A 22842-nucleotide genomic window follows, 5' to 3' on the forward strand; every position below is an offset into this window, starting at 1 on the left:
CTCGCCGCCCCGGACAAGGCCGTTCGCCCGCGACGCTCGGGGTCTGCACTTGACACGACCACTTATCGGTAACAGTGTAGCCATTATGAGTTCCTGGTCTGAGCCGCAGCCCGATTCCCGGTTCGTCTCGGTGGACGGTCTGCGCATCCACTACAAACGCGCCGGGCAGGGTCCGGCGCTGGTGCTGCTGCACGGCAGTGGTTCATCGCTCCAGCACTTCGACCGTGCGACGGACCTGCTGTCCGAGTCGTTCGACGTGATCCGCCCCGACCTGCCGGCGTTCGGCCTCACCGGCCCCCGCGAGGACCGCGACTACCGGATTCCCACGTACGCCACGACGGTGGCGGCCTTCGTGTCGGCACTGGGCGTGGAGCACTACGCGGTGGCCGGCAATTCGCTGGGCGGCAACATCGCCTGGAACCTCGCGCTGGACCATCCCGAGCGGCTGACCGGCCTGGTGCTGGTCAACGCCACCGGATACCCGGAGAAGGAGATGCCCGCGGGCATGCGCCTGACCCGCAACCCGCTGGTGCGGCCCGTACTGCGCCGGGTGATGCCGCGCGGCGCCATCGAGCGCAACCTGCGCGCGAACGTCGGTCACCGTTCGACGATCGTGGACGAGGCCATGGTGAACCGGGCCCACGAGCTCATGAGCCGGCCCGGGAACCGCTCGGCCTTCGTCGACTTCTGCAACACCGACCAGCCCGACCGCAGCGCGCGGATCCCGAACATCGGCGCGCCCACGCTGGTGCTGCGCAGCGCGGGCATCGACGGCCAGCACTTCGCCCGCGACATCACCGGCGCGCAGGAGCTGGTGCATCCCCACGGCGGTCACCTGCTGCCGGAGGAGGAACCCCAGTGGTTCGCCGACGCGATCACGACGTTCCTCGCCCCCCTCACCGACACCCCCACGCACTGAGGCCCGGAGGCCCGTTCCCATGAAGTACTTCGTCGCGGCCGGCGAGGACCGCCGACTCACCGCCGATGCCCGGCAGGAGCTGCCCGGCAGCTTCATCGACCTTTCCGACGGTGTCACCCACTACGAGCTGCGGGGCCCCGAGGACGGCGACCTGGTCGTGATGGCGGGCGGACTTACCATCCCGCTGTTCTACTGGGACAGCCTCGCCACTGAACTCAACGCCCGCGGGCTGCGGACCCTGACGTGCAGCGCGTACGGCCGTGGTTACTCGGACCGGGTACAGGCGCGCTACGACGAGACACTGTTCGCGCGTCAACTGGCCGAGCTGACCGAGCGGCTCGGTCTGACGGGGCGCCCCCTGCACCTGGTCGGCACGTCCATGGGCGCGCTGGTCGCCATGACCTACGCCGCCCAGGACCCCGCGGCGGTGTCCACGCTCACCATCGTCGGACCTGCCGGTCTCGCGGAATCCCGGCTGACGTCCCCGCACCGACTGCTGCGCAACGACCTGCTGGCCGGCTTCGTCGCCCGGCGGCGCGGTCGTCAGATACTCCAGGGACACCTCGGACACAATGTCCGCGACCCCGAACTGGGCGCGGAGCTCACCGAGATGGTCCTCGACGCGTTCCGCTTCGAGGGCTCGCTGTACGCGGTCTTCGACACGCTCCAGCACCTGCCGGTCTCCGGCCGGGACGACCTCTTCCGGCAGACAGGGGCTCTGGGCATCCCGACGCTGCTGCTGTGGGGCGACGAGGACGCGGTCACGCCCCTGGCGCACTTCGACACGGCCCGCACGCTGCTGAGGGCACGGCACCATCACGTGATTCCCGAGTGCGGTCACATGGCCCCGTTCGAACGCCCCCGTGAAGTAGCAGATCAGATCGTCCCGTTCGTGGCCGCACGCACCGAAAGGCTCGACTCGTGAGTGGCTCGCAGGTCATCGACGTCCTGATCGTCGGCGCGGGCCCCTCGGGCTCCGCCCTGGCGATCGACCTGGTACGGCGAGGACTCGTCGTACGGATCGTCGACAGGTCTCCGCACGCCTTCGACGGCTCCCGCGCCAAGGGCGTCCAGCCCCGCAGCCTCGAAGTCCTGGAGGACCTGGGTGCCTTGAAGGACGTGCTGGCCGGCGGCAGCACCTACCCCAGGCTCGGCATCCACGCGGGACCGCTCGCCGTGCCGTGGAAGATGTTTCCCCACAAGGAAGCGACCTCGGAGGTCCCCTACCCGAACACCTGGCTGATCCCTCAGTTCCGCACGGACCGCGCCCTGCACGCACGGCTCGGCGAACTCGGCCTCAAGGTCGAGTTCGGCAGGGAACTGACCGAGCTGACGCAGGACGAGGACACGGTGATCGCCAAGGTGGTGGGCGCGGACGGGGTCGAGGAGATCGTCGCCCGCTATCTCGTGGGCGCGGACGGTGGCTCCAGTGCGGTGCGCAAACAGCTCGGCATCGGGTTCGTCGGGACGACGCACGAGAGCGACCGGATGCTCATCGTCGACGCCTCGGTGACCGGTCTGGCCCGGAACCGCTGGCACATGTGGCCCGGTCGGGGCGGCAGGTTCATCGGCGCCTGCCCGCTGCCCGACAGCGACGTGTTCCAGTGGATGATCCGTCTCGCGCCGGACGAGGACCCGCCGTCGGAGAAGGACCGCATCCTCCGGCGGATCCACGACCACACCCGCGACCGGCGCATCCACCTGCACGACATCCACTGGACGTCGGTGTTCCGGCCCAACATCCGCCTGGCGGAGAGCTACGGCCGAGGACGTGTCTTCCTCGCCGGTGACGCCGCGCACGTCCACACCCCGGCCGGCGCCCAGGGCCTGAACACCGGCATGCAGGACGGCTACAACCTCGGCTGGAAGCTCGGCCAGGTCCTCGCCGGAGCCGACCCGGCCCTGCTCACCACCTACGAGGCCGAACGCCAGCCGATCGCCGCCGGGGTCCTGGGGCTGTCCACGGAGAAGTGGGGCGGCATCGCCAAGCTCGACCCGTCGAGCATGAAGCGCGGCAAGGACGAGCAGCAACTCTCCCTGACCTACTACGGCGGCCCGCTCGCCCCGGCCGACGGGATGCGCACCGAGACCCTGCGCGTGGGCGACCGCGCCCCGGACGCCGAACTGCGCGGCGCCGACGGAGCGGGAGTCCGGCTCTACGACGTCTTCCAGGGACCGCACTTCACCGCTCTCGCCCACGGCCCCCGCGCCGCCCATGACCTCGAACGCATCGAGTGGCCCACGACGGGCGCCCAGCTGAAGCGGCTCGCCGTGGGACCGGCAGCCGCGGACGGCTCCGCCTTCTCCGACGTCAAGGACACGCTGCGGCGGTCGTACGGCCTGACCGGCAACACGCTGCTGCTGATCCGCCCGGACGGCTACATCGGGCACATCGCCACTTCGGACTTCCTCACCACCACGCAATCCGCCGCACGCACCATGACGCCCTAGCCACCACGCGATCCGCCGCACCCGCCATGACGCCCTAGCCACCACTCAGTCCGCAGCACGCGCAATGACGCCGTAGCCAAGGAGCCGCACCATGACTCAGCCGAGCCGCAGCACCCCCTCCCGGGGAGCCACCGCATGAGCCGCAACCGTGTACTGCTGCGCGGAGCGCGGGTCATCACGATGGTGCCCGAACGACCCGACGCCGAACACCTCGACATCCTCGTCGACGGCGACCGCATCGCCGCTGTCGGCGAGAGCATCGAGGCATCCGACGCCGAGGTCGTCGACCTCTCCGGCCGTATCGTCATCCCCGGCCTGGTCAACGCCCATCTGCACACCTGGCAGACGGCACTGCGCTCCGCGGGTGCCGACTGGACCCTGGTGCAGTACCTCACCCACCTCCACGGCGAGTGCGTCGGCCATTACACCCCCGCCGACATGCACATCAGCAATCTCGTGGGCGCGCTGAACCAGCTCAACTGCGGGACGACCACGGTCGGCGACTGGTGTCACAACGTCCTGTCTCCCGAGCATGCCGACGCAGCCGTCGACGGCCTGGCCCGGGCCGGTGTCCGGGCCGTCTTCCTGCACGGGACGCCCTACCGCTCGCCGGACACCCCCCACCCCCTCGCCGAGATCGACCGGTTGCTCGACGGTCCCGTACGCGAGCACGCCCTCCTCACCCTGGGCATGGCTCTGCAAGGGCCCCAGTACTCCTCGCCCGACACCGCCGTCGCCGATTTCCGGGCCGGTGCGGAACGCGGTCTCGTCGTCTCGATGCACCAGAGCGGCGGAGAGCCCTCACCCGGCTGGGAGGCCGTGCGCGACGCCGGGCTCTTCGGTCCCCTGACCAACGTCGCCCACGGGATCGATCTGCCCGACGACTGGATCAAGACGCTCACCGAGGCGGGTGTCACCTTCACCACCACCCCGGAGAACGAACTGGGCCAGGGACACGGCACCCCCATCACCGGCGCCCTGCTGCGTCAGGGCGCCGCCCCCTCCCTCGGGACGGACATCGACACCGCGGTCCCCGGCACGGTCCTCACCGCCGCCCGCATCGCCCTGGCCCATCAACGCGCCCTGGACCACGCCCAGCACCGCCGGAGCACCGGTGTGCACGCCGACACCGCCTCGATCACCGCCAAGCAGGCTCTGGCCTGGGCCACGGTCGAAGGGGCCAAGGCGCTGGGCCTGGCCGACCGGGTGGGCCGTATCGAGGCGGGCATGCAGGCCGACCTGGTCGCCGTCGACGCCCGGGCACTCAACCTGTGGCCGGCACACGACCCCGTCGCCACGGCTCTGCACGCCGACATCGCCAACATCGAGGCCGTCATGGTCGCCGGCACCTGGCGCAAACGCGATCACGCCCTGCTCACCACCGGCCTCGACGACCTCAAGCACCGGCTCCTCGAGTCCGGCGAACGCCTGCTGCGCCATGTCCGACCGGCGGCCTCCTCCGCCTGACAGCCGGCAACAGCACCGCAGTACGCCCCCACAGCAGAAGGTGATGTGAGCCGTCCCCATGTCGACCACCGCGGAGACACCCCGCCGGTCCCTGCACCAGGAGCAGATCGTCGATGCCGCCCTCGCCCTTCTGGACGAGGGCGGCATCGAGAACCTGACGATGCGCAGACTCGGCGACCGCCTCGGGATCACCGCGGCGGCGCTCTACTGGCACGTCAGCAGCAGACAGGATCTGCTCGTGCTGGCCGCCGACACCGTCTGGGGGCGGACGGCGCTGCCCGGGATCCAGGACCTGCCATGGCGTCGGACCGTCCTGGAGATGGCCGAGAACCTGCGCTCGATGCTGCTGAGGCACCCCTGGCTCCTGACCGCCATGACGATCCAGGCGCTCGACGGTCCGGCCAGGGACCGCTACGAGGAACACCTGCGCGCGGTCTGCGAGACGTCCGGCCTCACCCCTCGGGATGCCGAACAAGCCGTCCACAGCATCGTGACGTTCGCCATCGGCGCCGCGCTCGCGGCCACCCCTCGCCCGTACGTGTCGTTCGGACTGGAGTCGATCATCGACGGACTGGCAGCCAGACGCCCGACCGGCTGCTGACCCCCGCGTTGAGGTCGGTCAGACCTCGCGCAGGCGATCGAGTCCGCTGAGGAGAAGTTCGAGGCCGAAGGAGAACTCCTCCTCGATCGGAACCGGCATCTCGGGGGCCACGGCGAGGGTTGCCGGGAACAGGTCAGGATCCACGCTCCGGAAGGCGGCCGCCGCCTGTGCGTCCTCGGCCCGGCCCGTTCCCTCGTGCCTGTTGACCTGTACGGCGAACCCGAGAACGTAGCGGGCCAGCGTCGCATACGCCTGCGCGGCTGTCCGCGGCGGAAACCCGCTGTCGAGCAGCAGTGCCACGCAACGTTCCCGCAGTGCCATGGCGTTCGGCCCCAGCGGAACCTGCTCGACCAGCAGGCGAGCCGCGTTCCCGTGCCGGGCCAGGGCGTCGAACATGGCCTGCGCACCCGTGCGCAGTGCCTGCTGCCAGCCCGCCGAGGACGCTTCTTCGCCGTCGAACGTCACAGAGCCGAACATGCGGTCCACGACATGGGCGACCAGAGCCGCCCGGTTGTCGAAGTGCCGGTACAGCGTCGCCGTACCCGATCCCAGACGCTGGGCCAGCGTCCGCATCGAGAGGGCGTCGGCGCCCTCCTCGTCCACGATCTGCAACGCGGTCGCGACGATGCGCTCCAACGGAACGGGCGGCCGCCCCGGAGAACGCCGAGCCGTCGCGGTGCCCGCTTTGGCACGACCATGTTCTGCCACGGAACGCTCACTTTCTCCACTCGACCAGCACCATAACAGCAACACCGTAGCCGATACGGTCCTCGCCGGTCGGAGGAGACGCGTGATCACTCCGCTCGCCCGCGGCCTGATCTGGCGGCACCCCCACGGAGCTGCTGCTTTAGAGGACGAACGGACGCGTCTCCCCCGGGGTGCAGCCGAAACGGTCCCGGAAGACGCGGGTGAAGTGAGCTTGGCTGGCGAAACCCCACCGGTGGGCGACCTCGGCGATCGTCAGCCGGCGGGAACCCGGATCGGCGAGCACCTGCCGGGCCCTGTCGAGCCGCTGTTCGAGGATGTACCGGGAGGGGCTCACGCCCGTCGGCTGGAAGATACGGCTGAGGTGCCGGGCGGACACGCCGATCGCCTCGGCCACCCGCCCCGCGCTCAGCCCGGGGTCGTCGAGGTGCCGGGTCATGTAGTCCCTGGCCACCGCCAGCTGGGAGACGAGGGCGGGCGACGTGGAGCCGCCCAGCTGTGCCGCCGCGAGCGTACGGACGAGGTCCAGCACGGTGGCCTGGGTGCTCACCGGGTTCGCGCCGCGCTGCCCGGTGACGCACTCGGCCAGCACGGCCTCCAGCGCGGAAGCCTGGGCTCCTTCGGCGGCCGACCCCCTGCCCAGCAGGATCGGCACGGACACCTCGTCGGTGACACACTGCGCGGCGAACACCTCACGGGGGATGTCCACCAACAACTGGCGCATGGGAGACGGGAACCCGAACAGATAGGGCCGTCGCGTGTCGTACAGGATCACGTCGCCCGGCTGGAGACTGACGCAGCCGTCCTCGTGGAAGAAGACCCCGCTGCCCGCCGTCAGCAGTGTCACGAAGATCGAGTCCTTCGGCAGCGCCCGACAGGTCCGTGGGCTGCGTTCGATGACGTGCTCGTTGCCGGCGATCTCGGCCAGCCGCAGGTCTCCCAGCTCCAGGTTCGTCTCGGTGGCCACCAGGCCGTGCCGCGAGTACGTCGAACAGGTCAGACCCACGAGAGCCTGTCGGTTGTGTTCCTCCCAGAAGTCGATGCGATCCGCCGGATCGACCGACTGCGTGGACACGCGGGAGACGATAGGCGTCGCGTTCACCTGAATCTCCTTCCCAGCCCACGGTGGTGCAGGGCCGCACTGCCACGTGGGGGCAGGGGGACTGTCGCGGCCGGGGCTGACCCTCGTGCTCCGACCTGCGGGGCCGTCGAGGTGCCTGGTACTGCCTCGGGGCGAGGCTACCCGGCGGTGCGGTGCCGCGTCACGGGGAGCGCACGGAGGACGCACCAGGCTTCGACGCTGTGGCGAGCGCGGGGATCAGCTCGCGCAACCCGTCACCCGCCCGTTCCGGTCCCGCGCGGGCGGTCGGGGGCCCGCCGTGCGGCTCACCCGTGGGCCGTCATGCGGCGCCGACTGCCGCAGTCCCTCCTCTCGCGGCAGGGTCGACGAGGATCTTGATCTGCTCTCCCGGGCCGTCCAGCAGCGCCTCGAAGCCGTCGGGGACCAGGTTGTCGAGGGCGATCGTCGAGGTGACGAGCGGGGTCAGGTCGAGCCCTCGTTCCGCGACGAGCCGGATGAGTTCTGGATAGGTGTCGCGGTAGCCGACGCTGGCGACGATCGACTGCTCGTTGTTGACGAGCGCGAACGAGTCCAGGGACACCTCCTCGGCCAGTCCGACCAGGACGACCCGCCCGCCCCGCCGCGTCGCGTCCAGACAGGTACGCAGGGTGCTCTCGGACCCGGCCACCTCGAAGGCGACATCCACGCCCTCGCCGTCGGTCAGTGCACGGATCCGGTCCCCCACCCCCTCCTCCAGGCGGGCGTCGACCAGATCGGTCGCGCCCAGTCCGGCCGCGCGGTGCAGCCGAGCCGGTGAGACGTCGACGGCGACGATGCGCCGCACCCCGCGTTCCGCGGCGAGCCGCACGGTGAGCAGGCCGACCGGGCCGAGGCCCACCACCATCACGGTCTCGGGTGTGGTCCCGGCGCGCCGCAGCGCGTGCAGGGCGACCGACGCCGGTTCGAAGAGCGCGGCCTGTTCGAGGGACACGTTCTCCGGCAGGCGGTGCGCCATGTAAGCGGGGACGGCGGCGTACTCGGCCATACCGCCGTTCCCCATCAGCCCCGCGAATCCGAAGTGCCGGCAGATGTTGTACTCACCCGCCAGGCACCGCGGGCACCGCCCACACCGGTAGTTCGGTTCCACGGCCACCCGGTCACCGCTCCTCAGACCGGTCACCGACGGCCCAAGCGCCACCACCGTGCCGCAGAACTCGTGGCCGAGGACGAGCGGAGCGGTGGCACCGGAGGCCGGATGCGGCTCGACGACGGGGATGGCGTGCGGCCCGTCGGCGTACTCGTGCAGGTCGCTGCCGCAGATACCGCAGTACGCGACCTCGATGAGCACCTCGCCGGGTCCGGGGGCGGGGACGTCCACCTCCTCCGTGCGGACGTCCTTGGCTCCGTACCAGACAGCGGCGCGCATACGCTGCGTACCGGAGGCGCGCCCACGCTGCGGCGGGCCGGCGCTCATTCGGCCGCTCCCGCAACCACGGGACCCGGTCCGAGGGCGGCTGCGGTCCGCTCGGCCCGCCGACGCAGCACCCGGGGCGCGGTCTCCCGCAGGCCCAGGGACAGCAGGGCGACCACGACGGCGCCGCCGGCGGACATGAACATGGCCGTCTGCAACCCCCAGGCGTCGGACGCGCGTCCGGCGATCACCGGGGCGAGGAAGCCCCCGGCGAGTTCGCCGACTCCCATGACCAGTCCGAGGGCGGTGGCCAGCGCGCCGCGGGGCACCGTCTCGGCGGGGATGGTGGCCATGAACAGGGTGAAGCAGCCGAGCCCGGTGTAGGTGAGTACGACGGCCAGGCCCAGCAGTACCGGATCGTCTACGTAGACCATCGCCAGCGGGCACAAAGCCGCCGTGGCCGAGAAGGCGATCATGGTCGGCTTGCGGCCGATGCGGTCGGAGACGGCGGGGGTGAGGAAACCCCAGAGCACCCATCCGACGCCCAGGCAGGTCATGACTCCGCTCATGGTGCTCGGTGAGAAGCCTTTGACGGTCAGCAGGTAGGAGGGGGTGAAGGTGACGATGACGATGAACCAGGTGAGGAAGCAGCAGGCCACCGCCATGCACAGGACGATGTTGCGATGCCTCAGAACCTCCCGCACCGACGGCTTGGTACCCGCCGCCGTGTCGGACACGACCTCGGTGGTGGCCTGGACACGGCCGCCGGGCGGCACTTCCCTGACCGCCCTGGCGATCCAGGCCGCGATGAGCAGCCCTGGCACGATCGTCACGAGCAGGGCCGTCCGCCAGCCGTGGGCCTCGGCGATCCACACCACCACCAGCGGGGCGAGTATCCCGCCCATCAGACCTGCCGAAGAGCCTTGCAGCAGGCCCATGTTGAGACCGCGGCGGCTCTCCCGGGAGGCCTCCACCATCAGTGACTGGGCCAGCGGCAGCACGGCTCCCTCCGCAACCCCCATCAGGGCTCGGGCGAAGAGCAGTCCGAGGAAGCCGGTCATCAGGCCGCCCGCGGCGGAGAAACAGGAGAAGAGGACCACGGCGGCGATCAGAAGGGGTTTGCGTCGGCCGAGCTTGTCCGACAGACGGCCTGCGACCAGCCCGGACAGGGCCCAGGTGAGGGCCAACACGCCGGACAGCGTGCCGAGTTCGGTGTTGGAGAGGTGGAAGTCCTTGCCGATGTACGGGGCGAGGAAGGGCAGTGCCTGGCGGTCGAAGAAGACGAATCCGAAGGCGAGGAAGAGGATCAGCAACAACCGGTTCTCATAGCGGTGTGCGTCTCCGTCGAGGACGGTGGGTGTTTCTGCGTCGGCTTCTGCGCCGGGCCGGACCCGGGTACGGATACGTGGCATCGGAACCTCGTTCGAGCGGGGGGACCCGGGATCACCGGAAGAGGGAGTTGACGTAGTCGGCACCGATGCCGACCTTGTCGTAGTGGTTCCGGCACAGCTCGATGTAATCGTGGACATCGAAGTAGCCGACCGTTCCGCCGTCCTCGTCCAGCCAGATCAGCGGCCCCTTCACGATGAAGAACGCCTTCATCGGCTCATCGCTCTCGTAGGCCACCAGCGTGTGTCCCTCGCCCGGTGCCTCGTAGACGAAGTCACCGGCCTGGGCGGTCCAGGGCCGTTCCAGGTAGCCCCACTTGCCGGAGATCGTGTACGCGAAGACCTCGTGCGGGTGGTAGTGCCGGTTGACGAGTCCGGCCTGCCTGGCGCAGAGGATGTCGGCCCAGGAGTTGTCCTTGACGTTGATCCACAGCGGGCGCGATCCGACGGTCTCGCTGAGCGGCGCGTAGTACCGCTCGTCGTCGGTGGCCACCTGCGACAGATACACCTCCGGCTGGGCATCGGGCTTCATCGAGTCGGCGATCGGCTTGAGGCCCTTCCAGAATTCCGAGCTGGCTTCCTCGGGCATGTTGCGGCTCCTTTTCGTCGAGGTGGCCGACAGTGAACCTCCGGAGCCGAGTCCACGTCTTTCCCGTGGGAGACGTGGCGGATTGCCTGTTTGGGACATGCGCGCACCACCCGGGTGCCGGGTCCCTGAGACCGGTGCGCCGGGTGGCCGCAGGCCCCGAGCAGAGGCACGCATTTTCCGGGGCGCAGCCCGACTTCACGATCCCCGGCTCCGGGGCACGAACCCCGGCGCCCCGCGTCATCGCCCCTTCTGACCGCCCGTCGCAAGCAGCCCGTTGACCACCAGTGTCGCCAGCGCCTCCGCCGTGTCCGCCAGTTGTCGCGGTGAGGCGGGTTCGGGCCTGCCCAGGCGCCGGGCCAGCGGGCCGTCGATCATGCCCGCGACGGGCGGGACGACGGCGAAGAACAGCACGTCCATCGGGACGGGTGCCATACGGCCGGAGGCGATGAGCCGCTCGATGCTGGGCGCCATGAGTTGCAGCGTCGGAACGATGTGCCGCTCGTACAGGTAGTCCAGCCGTTCCGTGTCCCGGGACGACTCGTCGACGAGGATGCGTCCGATCAACGGAGTGTCCGCCGCGGCACGATAGAAGCCGGCGATCGTCTGCCGCAGCAGATCGGCGTCGTCGACCGCGGGATCCCGCTCCGGCAGGTCCTCCGGTCGCGGGCCCAGCGCGTGGTCCATCACCGCGCGCCAGAAGGCCGCCTTCGACCCGTACCGGTCGTTGATGAAGTTGTGGCTGACGCCCAGGCGGCGGGCCAGCTCCCGTGCGGAGGCACGGTCGTAGCCCAGCTCCGCGAAGGCCTCGAGGCCCCGCTGGAGGATGCTCTCCTCCCCCGGCACAGCCGGAGTGCCGGCGCCGGGACGCCCCGGCCGCCTGACGGACTCGGTTCGTGCTTCCATCCCTGCCTCCACCCTTGCCGGTTCGTACAGCCTCCCACGAGAACACCTTACTTGACAGGTGTCAGATTACAGCTAATCTGACACCTGTCAGAGAGCGTCGGTGGCGGACTTCCCCGGACTCCCCGGTACACCAGGGCTCCCCGGGTGCACCCCGGGCTCCCCGGGACTCCCCCACCTTCCCGACCCGCTCGGGAAGCCGCGTCCGCCCGACGCTCCCGGTCGCGCTTTCTCGGAAATGAGAGTCACATGACCGCGCACCTCACCCCTCACACCACCTCCGCACGAGTGAGCGATCTGGAAGCGGCGGGCCGGCGGCCCGCCGTCGAAGCGGAGCGCATCGCGGCGCTGCTCACCGCCGGGGATCCGCTCGCCGACGCCGTCATCGCCGAACTCGACCTCCACGGCACCCCGGCACGACGGACGCTCGACGCCGGTCTGAGGAAAGGGCCGGCAGCTCTTGGCGAGCAGCCCCCGCAAGCCGTTGCCGCACTGCTGAGGCAGGTGGCAACTCCCCCTTCCTGGGTCGACCCCCTGATGCTCCACCGCGGCGATGTCGTGAGCCTGTCCGTCCCACCCATGTGGTTCGGACTGTGCGCAGTCACCACCGCGCTCGCCCACACCTACGCCTCCCCTGCCGCCGCCCGACTGTTGACGCGAACCGGCAGGCCCACCCAGACCGCTCTGCATCAGCTCGCGGACGCCGGAGTGTGGGCACGGCAGGCCATCCGGCCGGGTGGGCTGCTGCCCGGAGGGCCGGGGTACGTGGCCACCGTGGAGGCCCGGCTGCGCCATGCCCGTCTGCGGGCCACGGCCCTCGTGGACTGGGGCATGGGCGTCCCGGGTCTGCCGATCGGCCAGCTCGACATGGCACGCACCTGGCTCGGCTTCACCCTCCTCGCCCACCGGGCTCTGGCCGCCGTCGGCATCGACGTCACCGGAGAGGAGGAGCGGCGGCTCTACCAGTACTGGGCGTACGTGGCCCATCTCCTGGGGCTGGACGGAAACCTGTACAGGGACGTCACCGACCACGCCGGCGCCCACCGCCTGCACCAGCTGCTGGACGACATGACTCCCTGCCCCGACGCCACCTCACGCACCGCTGTGGCTGCCGTGATCGACGCGCAGGCCCACGCGACGGCCCAGGCGCCGGGCGCCGCCCTGTCCGAGGAGCAGCTGCGCGCTCTCCTCCACTGCATACTCCGAAAGGCCCTCGGGGACTCCGCGGCAGATCGGCTGCGCATCCCCGACGTCCCGGCCGTGACGGACCTCATGCCGTTGATCAGCATGGTGAACCGTGAGACCCGGCGCTGGCAGACCTTCTCCCCCGCATCGGCCCAGGAAGCGCGCCGAGAGGCCGCCGAGGAGCCGGAGCCCGCAACAGAACCGATCGCGGCGGTACTTCCCCTCGGTGTCGCCTTCCAGCACCGTTCGGGAGTCCGACGCTCAGGTTCGCCGGCGGCCTGACGGCCGTCCGATCGCCGACCGCACCACGTGACGAGCTCCGACGAAGCAGCCGTCCACATCCCCCACCGCACCGTCCCGTTACTTGGACACTTCGTCCGGAGACCTGGAGACCTCGTTTTGCCTCAGACATCCCTCGACGGACCGAGCACGGCCAGCGCGTCCCGGCTGCCGTCCGCTGCCGCATCCCCTCGCCATCGCTGGCTGATCCTCGCCGTCATCGGCGTGGCCCAGCTCATGGTGGTGCTCGACGCGACGATCGTGAACATCGCCCTGCCCTCCGCCCAGAAGGACCTGGGCTTCTCCGACGGCAACCGGCAGTGGGTCGTCACGGCCTACGCCCTGGCCTTCGGCAGCCTGCTGCTGCTCGGCGGACGCATAGCCGACCTGTTCGGCCGCAAGATGACCTTCCTGGTCGGGCTGGTCGGTTTCGCCGGGGCCTCCGCCCTGGGCGGCGCCGCCAACAGCTTCGAGATGCTGGTCGCCGCGCGCGTCGGCCAGGGCCTGTTCGGAGCCCTCCTCGCCCCGGCCGCCATGTCCCTGCTGACCACGACGTTCACCGACCCCAGGGAACGCGCCAAGGCCTTCGGTGTCTACGGCGCCATCGCCGGCGCCGGCGGTGCCATCGGCCTGCTGCTCGGCGGTGTGCTCACCGAGCACCTCGACTGGCGCTGGACCCTTTACGTCAACCTCGTCTTCGCCGGTGTGGCGTTCCTCGGCGGTACCCTGCTGCTCCGCCGTACCGCGCGCGACAGGACCACGAGCCTCGACATCCCCGGGGCGATCCTGGTCGGCGGGGGCCTGTTCAGCCTGGTCTACGGCTTCGCCAACGCCGAGAGCCACGACTGGAGTTCCCCGCAGACCTGGGGCTGGCTGGTCGTCGGCGCGGTCCTGCTCGCCGTGTTCACGGTGTGGCAGACCAAGTCCTCCCATGCTCTGCTGCCCCTGCGCGTGCTGCTCGACCGCAACCGCGGCGCCTCCTTCATCTCCGTACTGATCAGCGGCGCCGGCATGTTCGGCGTGTTCCTCTTCCTCACCTACTACCTCCAGCAGAGCCTCGGCTACACGCCCATCGAGACCGGGCTGGCCTTCCTGCCGATGACCGGCGCGCTGGTGATCAGCTCCAGCCTTGCCACCAGCGTGCTGATCCCCCGCGTCGGCCCCAAGCCGGTGGTCCCGCTCGGCATGGGGCTGGCCGCCGCCGGCATGGTCTGGATGACCGCGCTCGACCAGCACAGCTCCTACGTCACGGACATCCTGCCGACTCTGGTCGTGGTGGGTCTCGGCCTCGGTTTGGTGATGCCCCCTGGCATGAGCCTGGCCGTCGCCGGCGTGGACGCCGAGCACTCCGGGGTCGCCTCGGCCACCGTCAACGCCATGCTCCAGGTCGGGGGCTCGATCGGCACCGCCCTGCTGAACACCCTGGCCACCAGCGCCGCCACCGACTACCTGGCCGGGAAGGATCCCAGGGATCCCGCGGTGCGGGCCCAGGCGGGCCTGGAGGCCTACTCCACCGCCTACTGGTGGTCTGCCGTCTTCTTCGGTGCCGGCCTGGTCGTCAGCGTCCTCCTCTATCGGCGCGGCGTACCCGAGCAGAACGCCGACGCGGCACCCGTCGTCCACATGTGACACCGAGCCGCACGGTCGGATCTCCTTGCTCCGGAGAAGCGGGAGCGGCTGGGGAGCAAGGGGAGCGGCTGGAGCAAGTCGGCCCGCCGGGGCCACGGTCGAGAGCGGACCGGGGCCCCGGCGGGTCACCGTGTCAGCGGATCATGACAGCGGCGGGTAGGCGTTCTGCATCAACTGCTGGAACTGGGCGGAGAACCAGTGCCCGGCGAGCGGTGCGTTCGGCAGCGACCCGGTGGGGTTGTTGCCGTTGCGGGCGTTGCCGCCGTACGTCGGGTCGCACATGCGGTCGAAGCCCTTGCCCTCGTCGTTCGGGATGGCGGCACTGTTGCCGTCGGACTCCCCCGGCGGCTTGACCCACACGTAGGCGTCGACGCCGGCCGCGGGGGCCGCGGTGGGCCGCTGGCCGATTCCGGCACCGCTCTGGTTGCACCAGTTGCCGGCGTGGATGCGCCGGTCGATGCGGCCGCCGTCGACGTAGGCGTCGACGGAGGTCTGCGGGCCGGGGCCGGCGGGCCGTGCGGAGCCGCCCCAGCCGTTGCGCGAGGTGTCGATCAGCATGCCGAGGCCGGAGTCGAACCCGGCGGCGACCAGCTTGTCCCGCAGGCCGAGCGCGAACGACTGCTCGTCCACGTACTGGTTCCAGTCGACCCACTTCGCCTGGCGTATGGTCTGCCCGTTCACCATGTCGGTGACCTTGAAGTTGGGCTCCTTGACGGGGCTGTAGTTGGCGGTGTTGACGATGAAGCCGGTCACATCGCTCACGTTCGCCCCGTTGGTCGTGGCGACCTTGTAGAACTCCTGCACCGACGGGCCGAGGTTGCTGTCCCAGCCCAGCCAGCCGTGGTGGCCGGCGTCGATGTAGTTGTAGACGTTCGCGAGGGCGCCGAGCTTGTCGAGCGCGTAGGAGACGCCCTTCTCGTAGTTGCCGTTGCTCTTCATGGTCACGCACGCGTCTGTGGTGGTGTTGGTGCCACCGGCGTTGGTGACCAGGTTGGGCAGCGAGTCGGGTTCGATGACGGTGGCGATCCGCAGGCCCGCGTACTTCGCGTCGGACAGGATCGAGGTGATCGGGTCGATGTACTGGGTCTTGTACTTGTCGAGGTCGTTCGGCCCCAGTTCGCCGTTGGAGGCGAGGGCGGCGCAGTCGCGGCCCGGCAGGTCGTAGATGACCAGCTGGACGACGAGTTCTCCGCTGCCCTTCTGCTTCAGCGCCTCGTCGAGGTGGGCGCGCAGGCCCATCCCGCCGTTGACGCCGTTGATGGCGGCGATGCGGTCCAGCCATACGGCGGTGGGCTGGTTGGAGATGCGGCTGCCGCCCGGTTCGGCGGCCGCCTTCGCGGACCACTCCGGGTTCACGTAGACCTTGGCGCCGACGTAGGGGTTGGCGGCCTTGCCGCCCGGGCCGGGATCGGTCGGCCCGGGATCCGTCGGTCCCGGATCCGTCGGCCCCGGGTCGGTGGGACCGCCGCCGCCGTCGACGTTGCAGGTCACCCCGTCGAGCGTGAACGTGGCGGGGACGGCGTTGGTCCCGCTGTAGGACGCCTGGAAGCCGAAGCTCGCCGAACCCCCGGTGGGGAGGCTGCCGTTGTAGCTCTCGTTGGCGGCCGTCACGGACGAACCGCTCTGGCTGATCTTCGCGTTCCAGCCATTGCTGATCTTCTGGTTTCCGGCGTACGTCCACTTCAGCGACCAACTCGACTTGGCCGCGCCGTTGTTGGTGATCGTGACGGCGGTGGTGAAGCCGGTGTCCCACTGGTTCACCTTGTAATCCACCGTGCAGGGCGCGGCAGCCGTGGCAGCGCCGGCCGGCACGGAGACGAGGGCGGCCGCTGAGGTTCCGCTGAGCAGCGCGAGCGCTGCGAGCAGTGAGGTCTTGGTGCGACTCATGATGAAGGGGTTCCTTCTGGTTGGAGGATTTCTCCGCTGGTTCGGCGCGCGCGAAAGCCGCACACCTGGCTGAGTACTGGGATGTGACGCGGCGTCACGGCCGGAGGCCGAGGAGAACTCGGGGCAACGGCTCATGGGTGACCGGGCCCCCTGGTCAGGGGAGACGCGGAGCAGTTGATGGGAGCGCTCCCCATCCGGCGGTCAGAGGGTGGGACCGTCACTGATCCTGCGTCATGGCGTCGTCGGGTGGTTGCGGGACCGCTCAGGCGGCTGGGGTGCCTGAACGGATCCCGCGTCCCGCACGACGAGGCTTGCCCGACCGTCGCTCGTGGCGCAGTCGTCAGATCTCGACGGCAGGCCGTCAACTACTGCTGTTGCACTGGGTGTTGCTCGTGGCACTGATCCTGGGGAGCTGCGGCCCATCGGACCGGCAACGGCGCTTTCCGCCGTACGGCGGCGCAGGGCGCCCATAGGCCGGACCAGGGCGACGACCGCGACCCGCGACGCCATGAACACGTCGCCGACCTGCGGTGGCTCCGAGAATTGAAGGTGGGGGGTCTCGCATGAGCGACTCCGGGAAGAGTGACGTGCCGTGACCGGCGCGTCAACTGTTTGGAACCGCTCCCACTGGTGCGAAGGAAGGTAGCGCCAAGTTGCGCGCTTGCCCAGAGGTACAGCTGAACTTCCTTTCAACTAAACCCTTTCGCGTCTTCGACTCTTCAACCTCCTTGACCGCACGCGCCCTCGTCCCCATGATGGGAGCGCTCCCACTGGTCAAGACTTGTCCTTCCCCATGCTTTGAGCCGCTTGGAGGAACCAGTTCATGGATCCAGGACGCAAACGCAGAACCCTCCGACGGGTGTGGATCGCCACGGCAACCGCCCTGGCCCTGCCCCTGTCGCTGCTGGCCACGGGCGCAACGACCGCACAGGCGGCCGCAGTTCAGTGCAGTGTCGACTACAAGACGAACGACTGGGGCTCCGGCTTCACCACGGACGTCACGATCACCAACCGCGGCACCGACACCATCGACGGCTGGACGCTGACGTACGCCTACGCAGGCAACCAGAAGCTCATGAACGGCTGGAACGGCACCTGGTCCCAGTCCGGCCAGAACATCAGCGTCAAGGACGCCGGCTACAACGGCAAGATCGCCGCGGGAGCCTCCACCTCCACCGGCGCGCAGTTCACCTACAGCGGCACCAACACGGCCCCCGGGTCGTTCTCGGTCAACGGCACCGTCTGCAACGGGGCTCACCAGCCGCCGATCACCGTGCTGACGAGCCCGGCCGCCGGAGCCGTCTACAGCCAGGGCGAGGCGGTCCCGCTCGCGGCCACGGCAGCGGCCGCGGACAACGCGACGATCAGCAAGGTGGAGTTCTACGACAACACCACGCTGCTGGGCACGGACACGACGTCGCCGTACTCGCTCTCGGCCTCTGGCTTGACCGTGGGCAGTCATTCGTTGCTCGCGAAGGCGTACGACAGCCTGGGCGCGTCCGCCGAGTCGACGCCGGTCGGGATCACGGTGGCGTCCGGCCCGTCCGTGGTCGCCACGCCGTCCCAACTGGGCGTCCAGCAGGGCAAGACGGGCACGTACGACGTGAAGCTGTCGAAGCAGCCGAGCGCGAACGTGACGGTCACGACGGCTCGCGCGAGCGGCAACTCGGGCCTCTCGGTCACGGGTGGTGCCTCGCTCACCTTCACGCCGTCGAACTGGAACACCGCGCAGACGGTGACCATCACCGCCGACTCCTCCGGCACCGGCGCGGCCACCTTCGAGTCGACCGCACCCGGCCACGCCAAGGCATCGGTCACCGTGACGGAGCTCGGGGCGACCAAGGCGTACGACGCCCGTTTCCTGGATCTGTACGGGAAGATCACCAACCCGGCGAACGGCTACTTCTCCCCCGAGGGCATTCCCTACCACTCGGTGGAGACGCTGATCGTCGAGGCGCCGGACCACGGTCACGAGACCACGTCGGAGGCGTACAGCTACCTCCTGTGGCTCCAGGCCATGTACGGCAAGGTGACCGGCGACTGGTCCAAGTTCAACGGCGCCTGGGAGATCATGGAGAAGTACATGATCCCCACCCACGCCGACCAGCCGACCAACTCCTTCTACAACGCCTCCAAGCCGGCCACCTACGCACCCGAGCTGGACACCCCCAACGAGTACCCGGCCAAGCTGGACAGCGGTGTGTCGGTGGGGTCCGATCCGATCGCCGGTGAACTGAAGTCGGCGTACGGCACGGACGACATCTACGGCATGCACTGGCTCCAGGACGTCGACAACGTCTACGGCTACGGCAACTCGCCCGGCAAGTGCGAGGCCGGACCTGCGGACACCGGACCGTCGTACATCAACACCTTCCAGCGCGGGGTGCAGGAGTCGGTGTGGGAGACAGTGCCGCAGCCGACCTGTGACGCCTTCAAGTACGGCGGCAAGAACGGCTACTTGGACCTGTTCACCGGTGACTCCTCCTACGCCAAGCAGTGGAAGTTCACCGACGCACCCGACGCCGACGCACGCGCGGTGCAGGCCGCGTACTGGGCCGACATCTGGGCCAAGCAGCAGGGCAAGGGCTCGGCCGTCTCCGCGACCGTGGGCAAGGCCGCGAAGATGGGCGACTACCTGCGCTACGCCATGTACGACAAGTACTTCAAGAAGATCGGCAACTGTGTCGGCCCCTCGGCGTGCCCGGCGGGAACCGGCAAGGACGCCTCGATGTACCTGCTGTCCTGGTACTACGCCTGGGGCGGTGCGACCGACACCTCGGCAGGGTGGGCCTGGCGCATCGGTTCCAGCCACGCGCACAGCGGTTACCAGAACCCCCTCGCGGCCTACGCGCTCAGCTCCTACGCCGACCTGAAGCCCAAGTCGGCCACGGGACAGGCGGACTGGTCGAAGTCCCTCGACCGGCAACTGGAGTTCTACCGGTGGCTCCAGTCCGACGAGGGCGCCATCGCAGGCGGTGCGACCAACAGCTGGGCGGGCCGCTACGCCACTCCCCCGGCCGGCAAGTCCACCTTCTACGGCATGTACTACGACGAGCAGCCCGTCTACCACGACCCGCCGTCCAACCAGTGGTTCGGCTTCCAGGCCTGGTCGATGGAACGCGTCGCCGAGTACTACCAGCAGACGGGCAACGCGCAGGCCAAGGCCGTTCTCGACAAGTGGGTCAAGTGGGCGCTGTCCAAGACCACGATCAACCCGGACGGCACCTACCGGATCCCCTCGACCCTCCAGTGGTCAGGCCAGCCCGACACCTGGAACGCGTCAAGTCCCGGCGCCAACAGCGGACTTCACGTCACCGTCGCCGACTACACCAACGACGTCGGCGTGGCCGCCGCCTACGCCAAGACGCTGAGCTACTACGCCGCCAAGTCCGGTGACACCGCGGCGAAGACCACCGCCAAGGCGCTCCTGGACGGCATGTGGAACAACTACCAGGACAGCCTCGGCGTCGCGGTCCCCGAGAACCGGGCGGACTACAGCCGGTTCAACGACAGCGTCTACATCCCCAGCGGCTTCAGCGGCACGATGCCGAACGGGGACAAGATCGACTCCTCCTCCACCTTCGCCTCGCTGCGGTCCTTCTACAAGAGCGACCCGGCCTGGTCGAAGATCGAGGCCTATCTGAAGGGCGGCGCGGTGCCGTCGTTCACGTACCACCGGTTCTGGGCCCAGGCGGACATCGCCCTGGCCATGGGTTCGTACGCGGAGCTCCTCGAATAACCCCCCGCTGAGGCCGCGTGCGCGACCCCGCCATCAGGCGGCGGGGTCACCCGGCCGGGCGGCCCCCGCCCCCTTGGGGGCCGCCCGGCACCACGGGCCCACCATCCGGCGGGCCTCGATCCAGCCGTACGACCAGCGGCTTCGAGAATCCGCTCACGGCACTCGAGCCGACCTCCTTGTCAGGAACATGATCCTCTCCTACAGTCCCTGCGAGATCGCTTGTTGGGAGCGCTCCCAATCCCATGCAGAAGCCCTCGCCCCCCACACCCCACCCGCGCGGAGGACCCGCATGCAACCGTCACCTCACCAAGTCCGCAGGATGCGCGCGCTCTGCGGCGCGTTGCTGACCACGCTCGTCGCACTGGCCGCGCTGCTGACCGGCGCCACGGCCTCCCACGCCGACACGACGATCTGCGAGGAGTTCGGCAGCACCACGATCCAGGGCCGCTACGTCGTGCAGAACAACCGCTGGGGCACCAGCGCAACCCAGTGCATCTCCGTCACGAACTCCGGCTTCAGGATCACCCAGGCCGACGGCTCGGTCCCGACGAACGGCGCCCCGAAGTCGTATCCGTCGGTGTACAACGGCTGCCACTACACCAACTGCTCGCCCGGCACCAACCTCCCGGCCCAGCTGAGCTCGATCTCCAGCGCGCCCTCGGGCATCTCCTACAGCTACGTGAGCGGTGCGGCCTATGACGCCGCCTACGACATCTGGCTGGACCCGACCCCGCGCAAGGACGGCGTGAACCGCACCGAGATCATGATCTGGTTCAACCGTGTCGGATCCGTGCAGCCGGTCGGCTCGGTCGTCGGTTCCGCCACGGTGGGCGGACGCCAGTGGCAGGTGTGGTCCGGCAACAACGGCGGCAACGACGTCCTGTCCTTCGTCGCGCCGTCGGCGATCGACAGCTGGAACTTCGACGTGATGGACTTCGTCCGGCAGGCCGTCTCCCGTGGACTCGCCCAGAACAACTGGTACCTGACGAGCATTCAGGCGGGCTTCGAACCCTGGCAGAACGGCGCCGGCCTGGCCGTGAACTCGTTCTCCTCCTCGGTGAACCTCGGTGGCGGCAGCACCCCGGGCGACCCCGGCACCCCCGGCGGTCCCGTCGCGTGCAAGGTGGCCTACGGCACGAGTGTCTGGCAGGACGGGTTCACCGCCGACGTCGCCGTGACCAACACGGGTTCCGCCCCGGTCGACGGCTGGAAGGTCGCGTTCACGCTGCCGTCGGGGCAGCGGATCACCAACGCCTGGAACGCCACCGTCTCCCCGGCGTCGGGGGCCGTGACGGCCACCAACGCCGCGCACAACGCGTCCATCGCACCAGGCGGACAGGTCTCCTTCGGGTTCCAGGGCACCTACAGCGGCAGCTTCGCCAAGCCGGCTGCCTTCAGCCTCAACGGAATGTCCTGCACCGTCGCGTGACCAGGGGATTCGTCCCTGCGGGGCCCGCCCACACGGCGACAGGGCGGGCCCCGCTCTCCTGCTTCCCTGCGACCACCACCCCCTTGGCTGACATGGCACGGGTTCCGCGCGGAAGGCGTGTGCCCGCATCTGTCGGCCCGTAAGATCGGCTGTCTCATGGGGGAGGTGGTCATGGGCACGCGACGCCCCGGCACGCCGACGCTGGAAGAGGTGGCCGCTCACGCCGGGGTGGGGCGGGGCACGGTCTCCCGCGTCATCAACAACGCGGCAGGCGTGAAGGAGTCGACGCGCCGAGCCGTGCAGCAGGCCATCGAGGAACTGGGCTACGTCCCCAACCTCGCCGCCCGCTCCCTGGCCGGCCAGCGGAGCAACGCCGTCGCCCTCGTCCTGACCGAGCCCGACTGGAGAATGTTCGCTGAGCCCTTCTTCTCCGAGATCGTCCGCTCCCTGGGCGACGCGCTGGCGGACATCGGGATGCAGCTGATGCTGACCCTGGTCCGCTCGGACATCGACCGGAAGCGCTTCTTGGAGTACGCGCGCGGCAGCCGGGTCGACGGAGTCCTGCTGCTGTCGGTGCGCGCCGGGGACCGGCTGCCGGACATGCTCGCCGAGGCGCGGTTGCCGACCGTGATGCTGGGTCGCCGCTCGCGCGACGAGTACGTCAGTTACGTGGACGCGGACAACGTGGGGGGCGCCCGGAGCGCCGTCTCCCACCTGGTGTCACGGGGCCGCAGGACGATCGCCACCATCACCGGCCCCCTGGACATGGACGCCGCCCAGTGCCGGCTGCGCGGCTATCAGGACGCTCTGGCGCTGGCCGGCCTGGACAGCGAGCAGTCCCTGGTGGCCGAGGGCGACTTCACGCAGGAGAGCGGACGCCTCGCCATGACCGACCTGCTCGCACGGCATCCGGGGATCGACGGTGTCCTCGCCGCGTCGGACACCACGGCCGCAGGAGCCTTGCAGGCGTTGCGCGCGGCGGGACGGCGCGTGCCGCAGGACGTCGCCGTGATCGGCTTCGACGACTTCCCCCTGGCCCAGCGCACGAGGCCGCGGCTCACGACGGTGCGCCAGCCGCTGGAGGAGATGGGCCGGGCCATGATCCGGCTGCTCCTGGAGGACATGGAGGAGCCGTCGGTGGCCTACCGGCATGTCATTCTCCGTACGGCACTGGTCGTCCGCGAGTCGACCTGAGGACCACCG

17 protein-coding genes are annotated in these 22842 nt (G+C 69.7%); 10 read left to right on the forward strand and 7 right to left on the reverse strand.

All coding sequences use genetic code 11. The annotated features are described in order from the left end of the window. Positions 1 to 85 precede the first annotated feature (85 nt). The 5 genes from AQJ54_RS20585 to AQJ54_RS20605 all read left to right on the forward strand — a co-directional run bounded on the left by AQJ54_RS20585 (position 86) and on the right by AQJ54_RS20605 (position 5438). Entirely contained in the window at positions 86 to 919 is an 834-nt protein-coding gene (locus AQJ54_RS20585) for an alpha/beta fold hydrolase (RefSeq protein ID WP_062239431.1), read from the forward strand. Between the two features lie 19 nt (positions 920 to 938). Beyond that, positions 939 to 1844: an alpha/beta fold hydrolase gene (locus tag AQJ54_RS20590; protein ID WP_062239434.1), complete on the forward strand. Its 906-nt coding sequence runs from the start codon at positions 939 to 941 to the stop codon at positions 1842 to 1844. Continuing rightward, a complete protein-coding gene (locus tag AQJ54_RS20595; RefSeq protein WP_062239436.1) occupies positions 1841 to 3370 on the forward strand; it encodes an FAD-dependent oxidoreductase in 1530 nt (509 codons plus the stop codon). The genes AQJ54_RS20590 and AQJ54_RS20595 overlap by 4 nt, the downstream gene beginning before the upstream one ends. 135 nt (positions 3371 to 3505) lie before the next feature. Next, positions 3506 to 4837, forward strand: coding sequence for an amidohydrolase family protein (locus AQJ54_RS20600; RefSeq protein ID WP_062239439.1), 1332 nt, complete (start codon positions 3506 to 3508; stop codon positions 4835 to 4837). A 58-nt stretch (positions 4838 to 4895) separates the two neighbouring features. Continuing rightward, positions 4896 to 5438 (forward strand): TetR family transcriptional regulator, encoded by a 543-nt coding sequence (locus tag AQJ54_RS20605; protein ID WP_062239443.1) that lies wholly within the window; start codon positions 4896 to 4898, stop codon positions 5436 to 5438. Positions 5439 to 5456: 18 nt separating this feature from the next. On the opposite strand, the gene AQJ54_RS20610 is transcribed toward AQJ54_RS20605, so the two are convergent. The 6 genes from AQJ54_RS20610 to AQJ54_RS20635 form a co-directional block, all read right to left on the reverse strand. Continuing rightward, on the reverse strand, positions 5457 to 6074 hold the full coding sequence (locus AQJ54_RS20610; RefSeq protein ID WP_079069952.1) for a TetR/AcrR family transcriptional regulator C-terminal domain-containing protein: 618 nt from the start codon (positions 6072 to 6074) through the stop codon (positions 5457 to 5459). A 211-nt stretch (positions 6075 to 6285) separates the two neighbouring features. Then, a complete protein-coding gene (locus AQJ54_RS20615; RefSeq protein WP_063802907.1) occupies positions 6286 to 7245 on the reverse strand; it encodes a helix-turn-helix domain-containing protein in 960 nt (319 codons plus the stop codon). Positions 7246 to 7543: 298 nt separating this feature from the next. Continuing rightward, on the reverse strand, positions 7544 to 8629 hold the full coding sequence (locus tag AQJ54_RS20620; protein ID WP_062239448.1) for a 2,3-butanediol dehydrogenase: 1086 nt from the start codon (positions 8627 to 8629) through the stop codon (positions 7544 to 7546). 44 nt (positions 8630 to 8673) lie between these two features. Continuing rightward, on the reverse strand, positions 8674 to 10026 hold the full coding sequence (locus AQJ54_RS20625; protein ID WP_211278566.1) for an MFS transporter: 1353 nt from the start codon (positions 10024 to 10026) through the stop codon (positions 8674 to 8676). Positions 10027 to 10057: 31 nt separating this feature from the next. Beyond that, positions 10058 to 10591, reverse strand: coding sequence for a 2,4'-dihydroxyacetophenone dioxygenase family protein (locus AQJ54_RS20630; protein WP_062239455.1), 534 nt, complete (start codon positions 10589 to 10591; stop codon positions 10058 to 10060). 237 nt (positions 10592 to 10828) lie between these two features. Next, positions 10829 to 11494, reverse strand: a complete 666-nt coding sequence (locus AQJ54_RS20635; RefSeq protein ID WP_062019917.1) for a TetR/AcrR family transcriptional regulator — start codon at positions 11492 to 11494, stop codon at positions 10829 to 10831. Between the two features lie 246 nt (positions 11495 to 11740). Between AQJ54_RS20635 and AQJ54_RS20640 the strand changes: the two genes are divergently transcribed. Beyond that, positions 11741 to 12958, forward strand: coding sequence for an oxygenase MpaB family protein (locus AQJ54_RS20640; protein ID WP_062239458.1), 1218 nt, complete (start codon positions 11741 to 11743; stop codon positions 12956 to 12958). 117 nt (positions 12959 to 13075) lie between these two features. Next, on the forward strand, positions 13076 to 14584 hold the full coding sequence (locus AQJ54_RS20645) for an MFS transporter (RefSeq protein WP_062239461.1): 1509 nt from the start codon (positions 13076 to 13078) through the stop codon (positions 14582 to 14584). Between the two features lie 141 nt (positions 14585 to 14725). Here AQJ54_RS20645 and AQJ54_RS20650 read toward each other — a convergent pair whose 3' ends face one another. Continuing rightward, positions 14726 to 16471 (reverse strand): glycoside hydrolase family 6 protein, encoded by a 1746-nt coding sequence (locus AQJ54_RS20650; RefSeq protein WP_062239463.1) that lies wholly within the window; start codon positions 16469 to 16471, stop codon positions 14726 to 14728. Between the two features lie 823 nt (positions 16472 to 17294). Here AQJ54_RS20650 and AQJ54_RS20655 point away from each other — a divergent pair. The 3 genes from AQJ54_RS20655 (at position 17295) to AQJ54_RS20665 (ending at position 22833) form a co-directional block, all read left to right on the forward strand. Next, positions 17295 to 20210 (forward strand): glycoside hydrolase family 48 protein, encoded by a 2916-nt coding sequence (locus AQJ54_RS20655; RefSeq protein WP_062239466.1) that lies wholly within the window; start codon positions 17295 to 17297, stop codon positions 20208 to 20210. Between the two features lie 289 nt (positions 20211 to 20499). Further along, positions 20500 to 21639: a glycoside hydrolase family 12 protein gene (locus AQJ54_RS20660; protein ID WP_062239470.1), complete on the forward strand. Its 1140-nt coding sequence runs from the start codon at positions 20500 to 20502 to the stop codon at positions 21637 to 21639. 171 nt (positions 21640 to 21810) lie between these two features. Continuing rightward, positions 21811 to 22833, forward strand: coding sequence for a LacI family DNA-binding transcriptional regulator (locus tag AQJ54_RS20665; RefSeq protein WP_062019931.1), 1023 nt, complete (start codon positions 21811 to 21813; stop codon positions 22831 to 22833). Positions 22834 to 22842 lie beyond the last annotated feature (9 nt).

The sequence above is a fragment of the Streptomyces griseorubiginosus genome (assembly GCF_001514195.1).
Classification (GTDB): domain Bacteria; phylum Actinomycetota; class Actinomycetes; order Streptomycetales; family Streptomycetaceae; genus Streptomyces; species Streptomyces griseorubiginosus.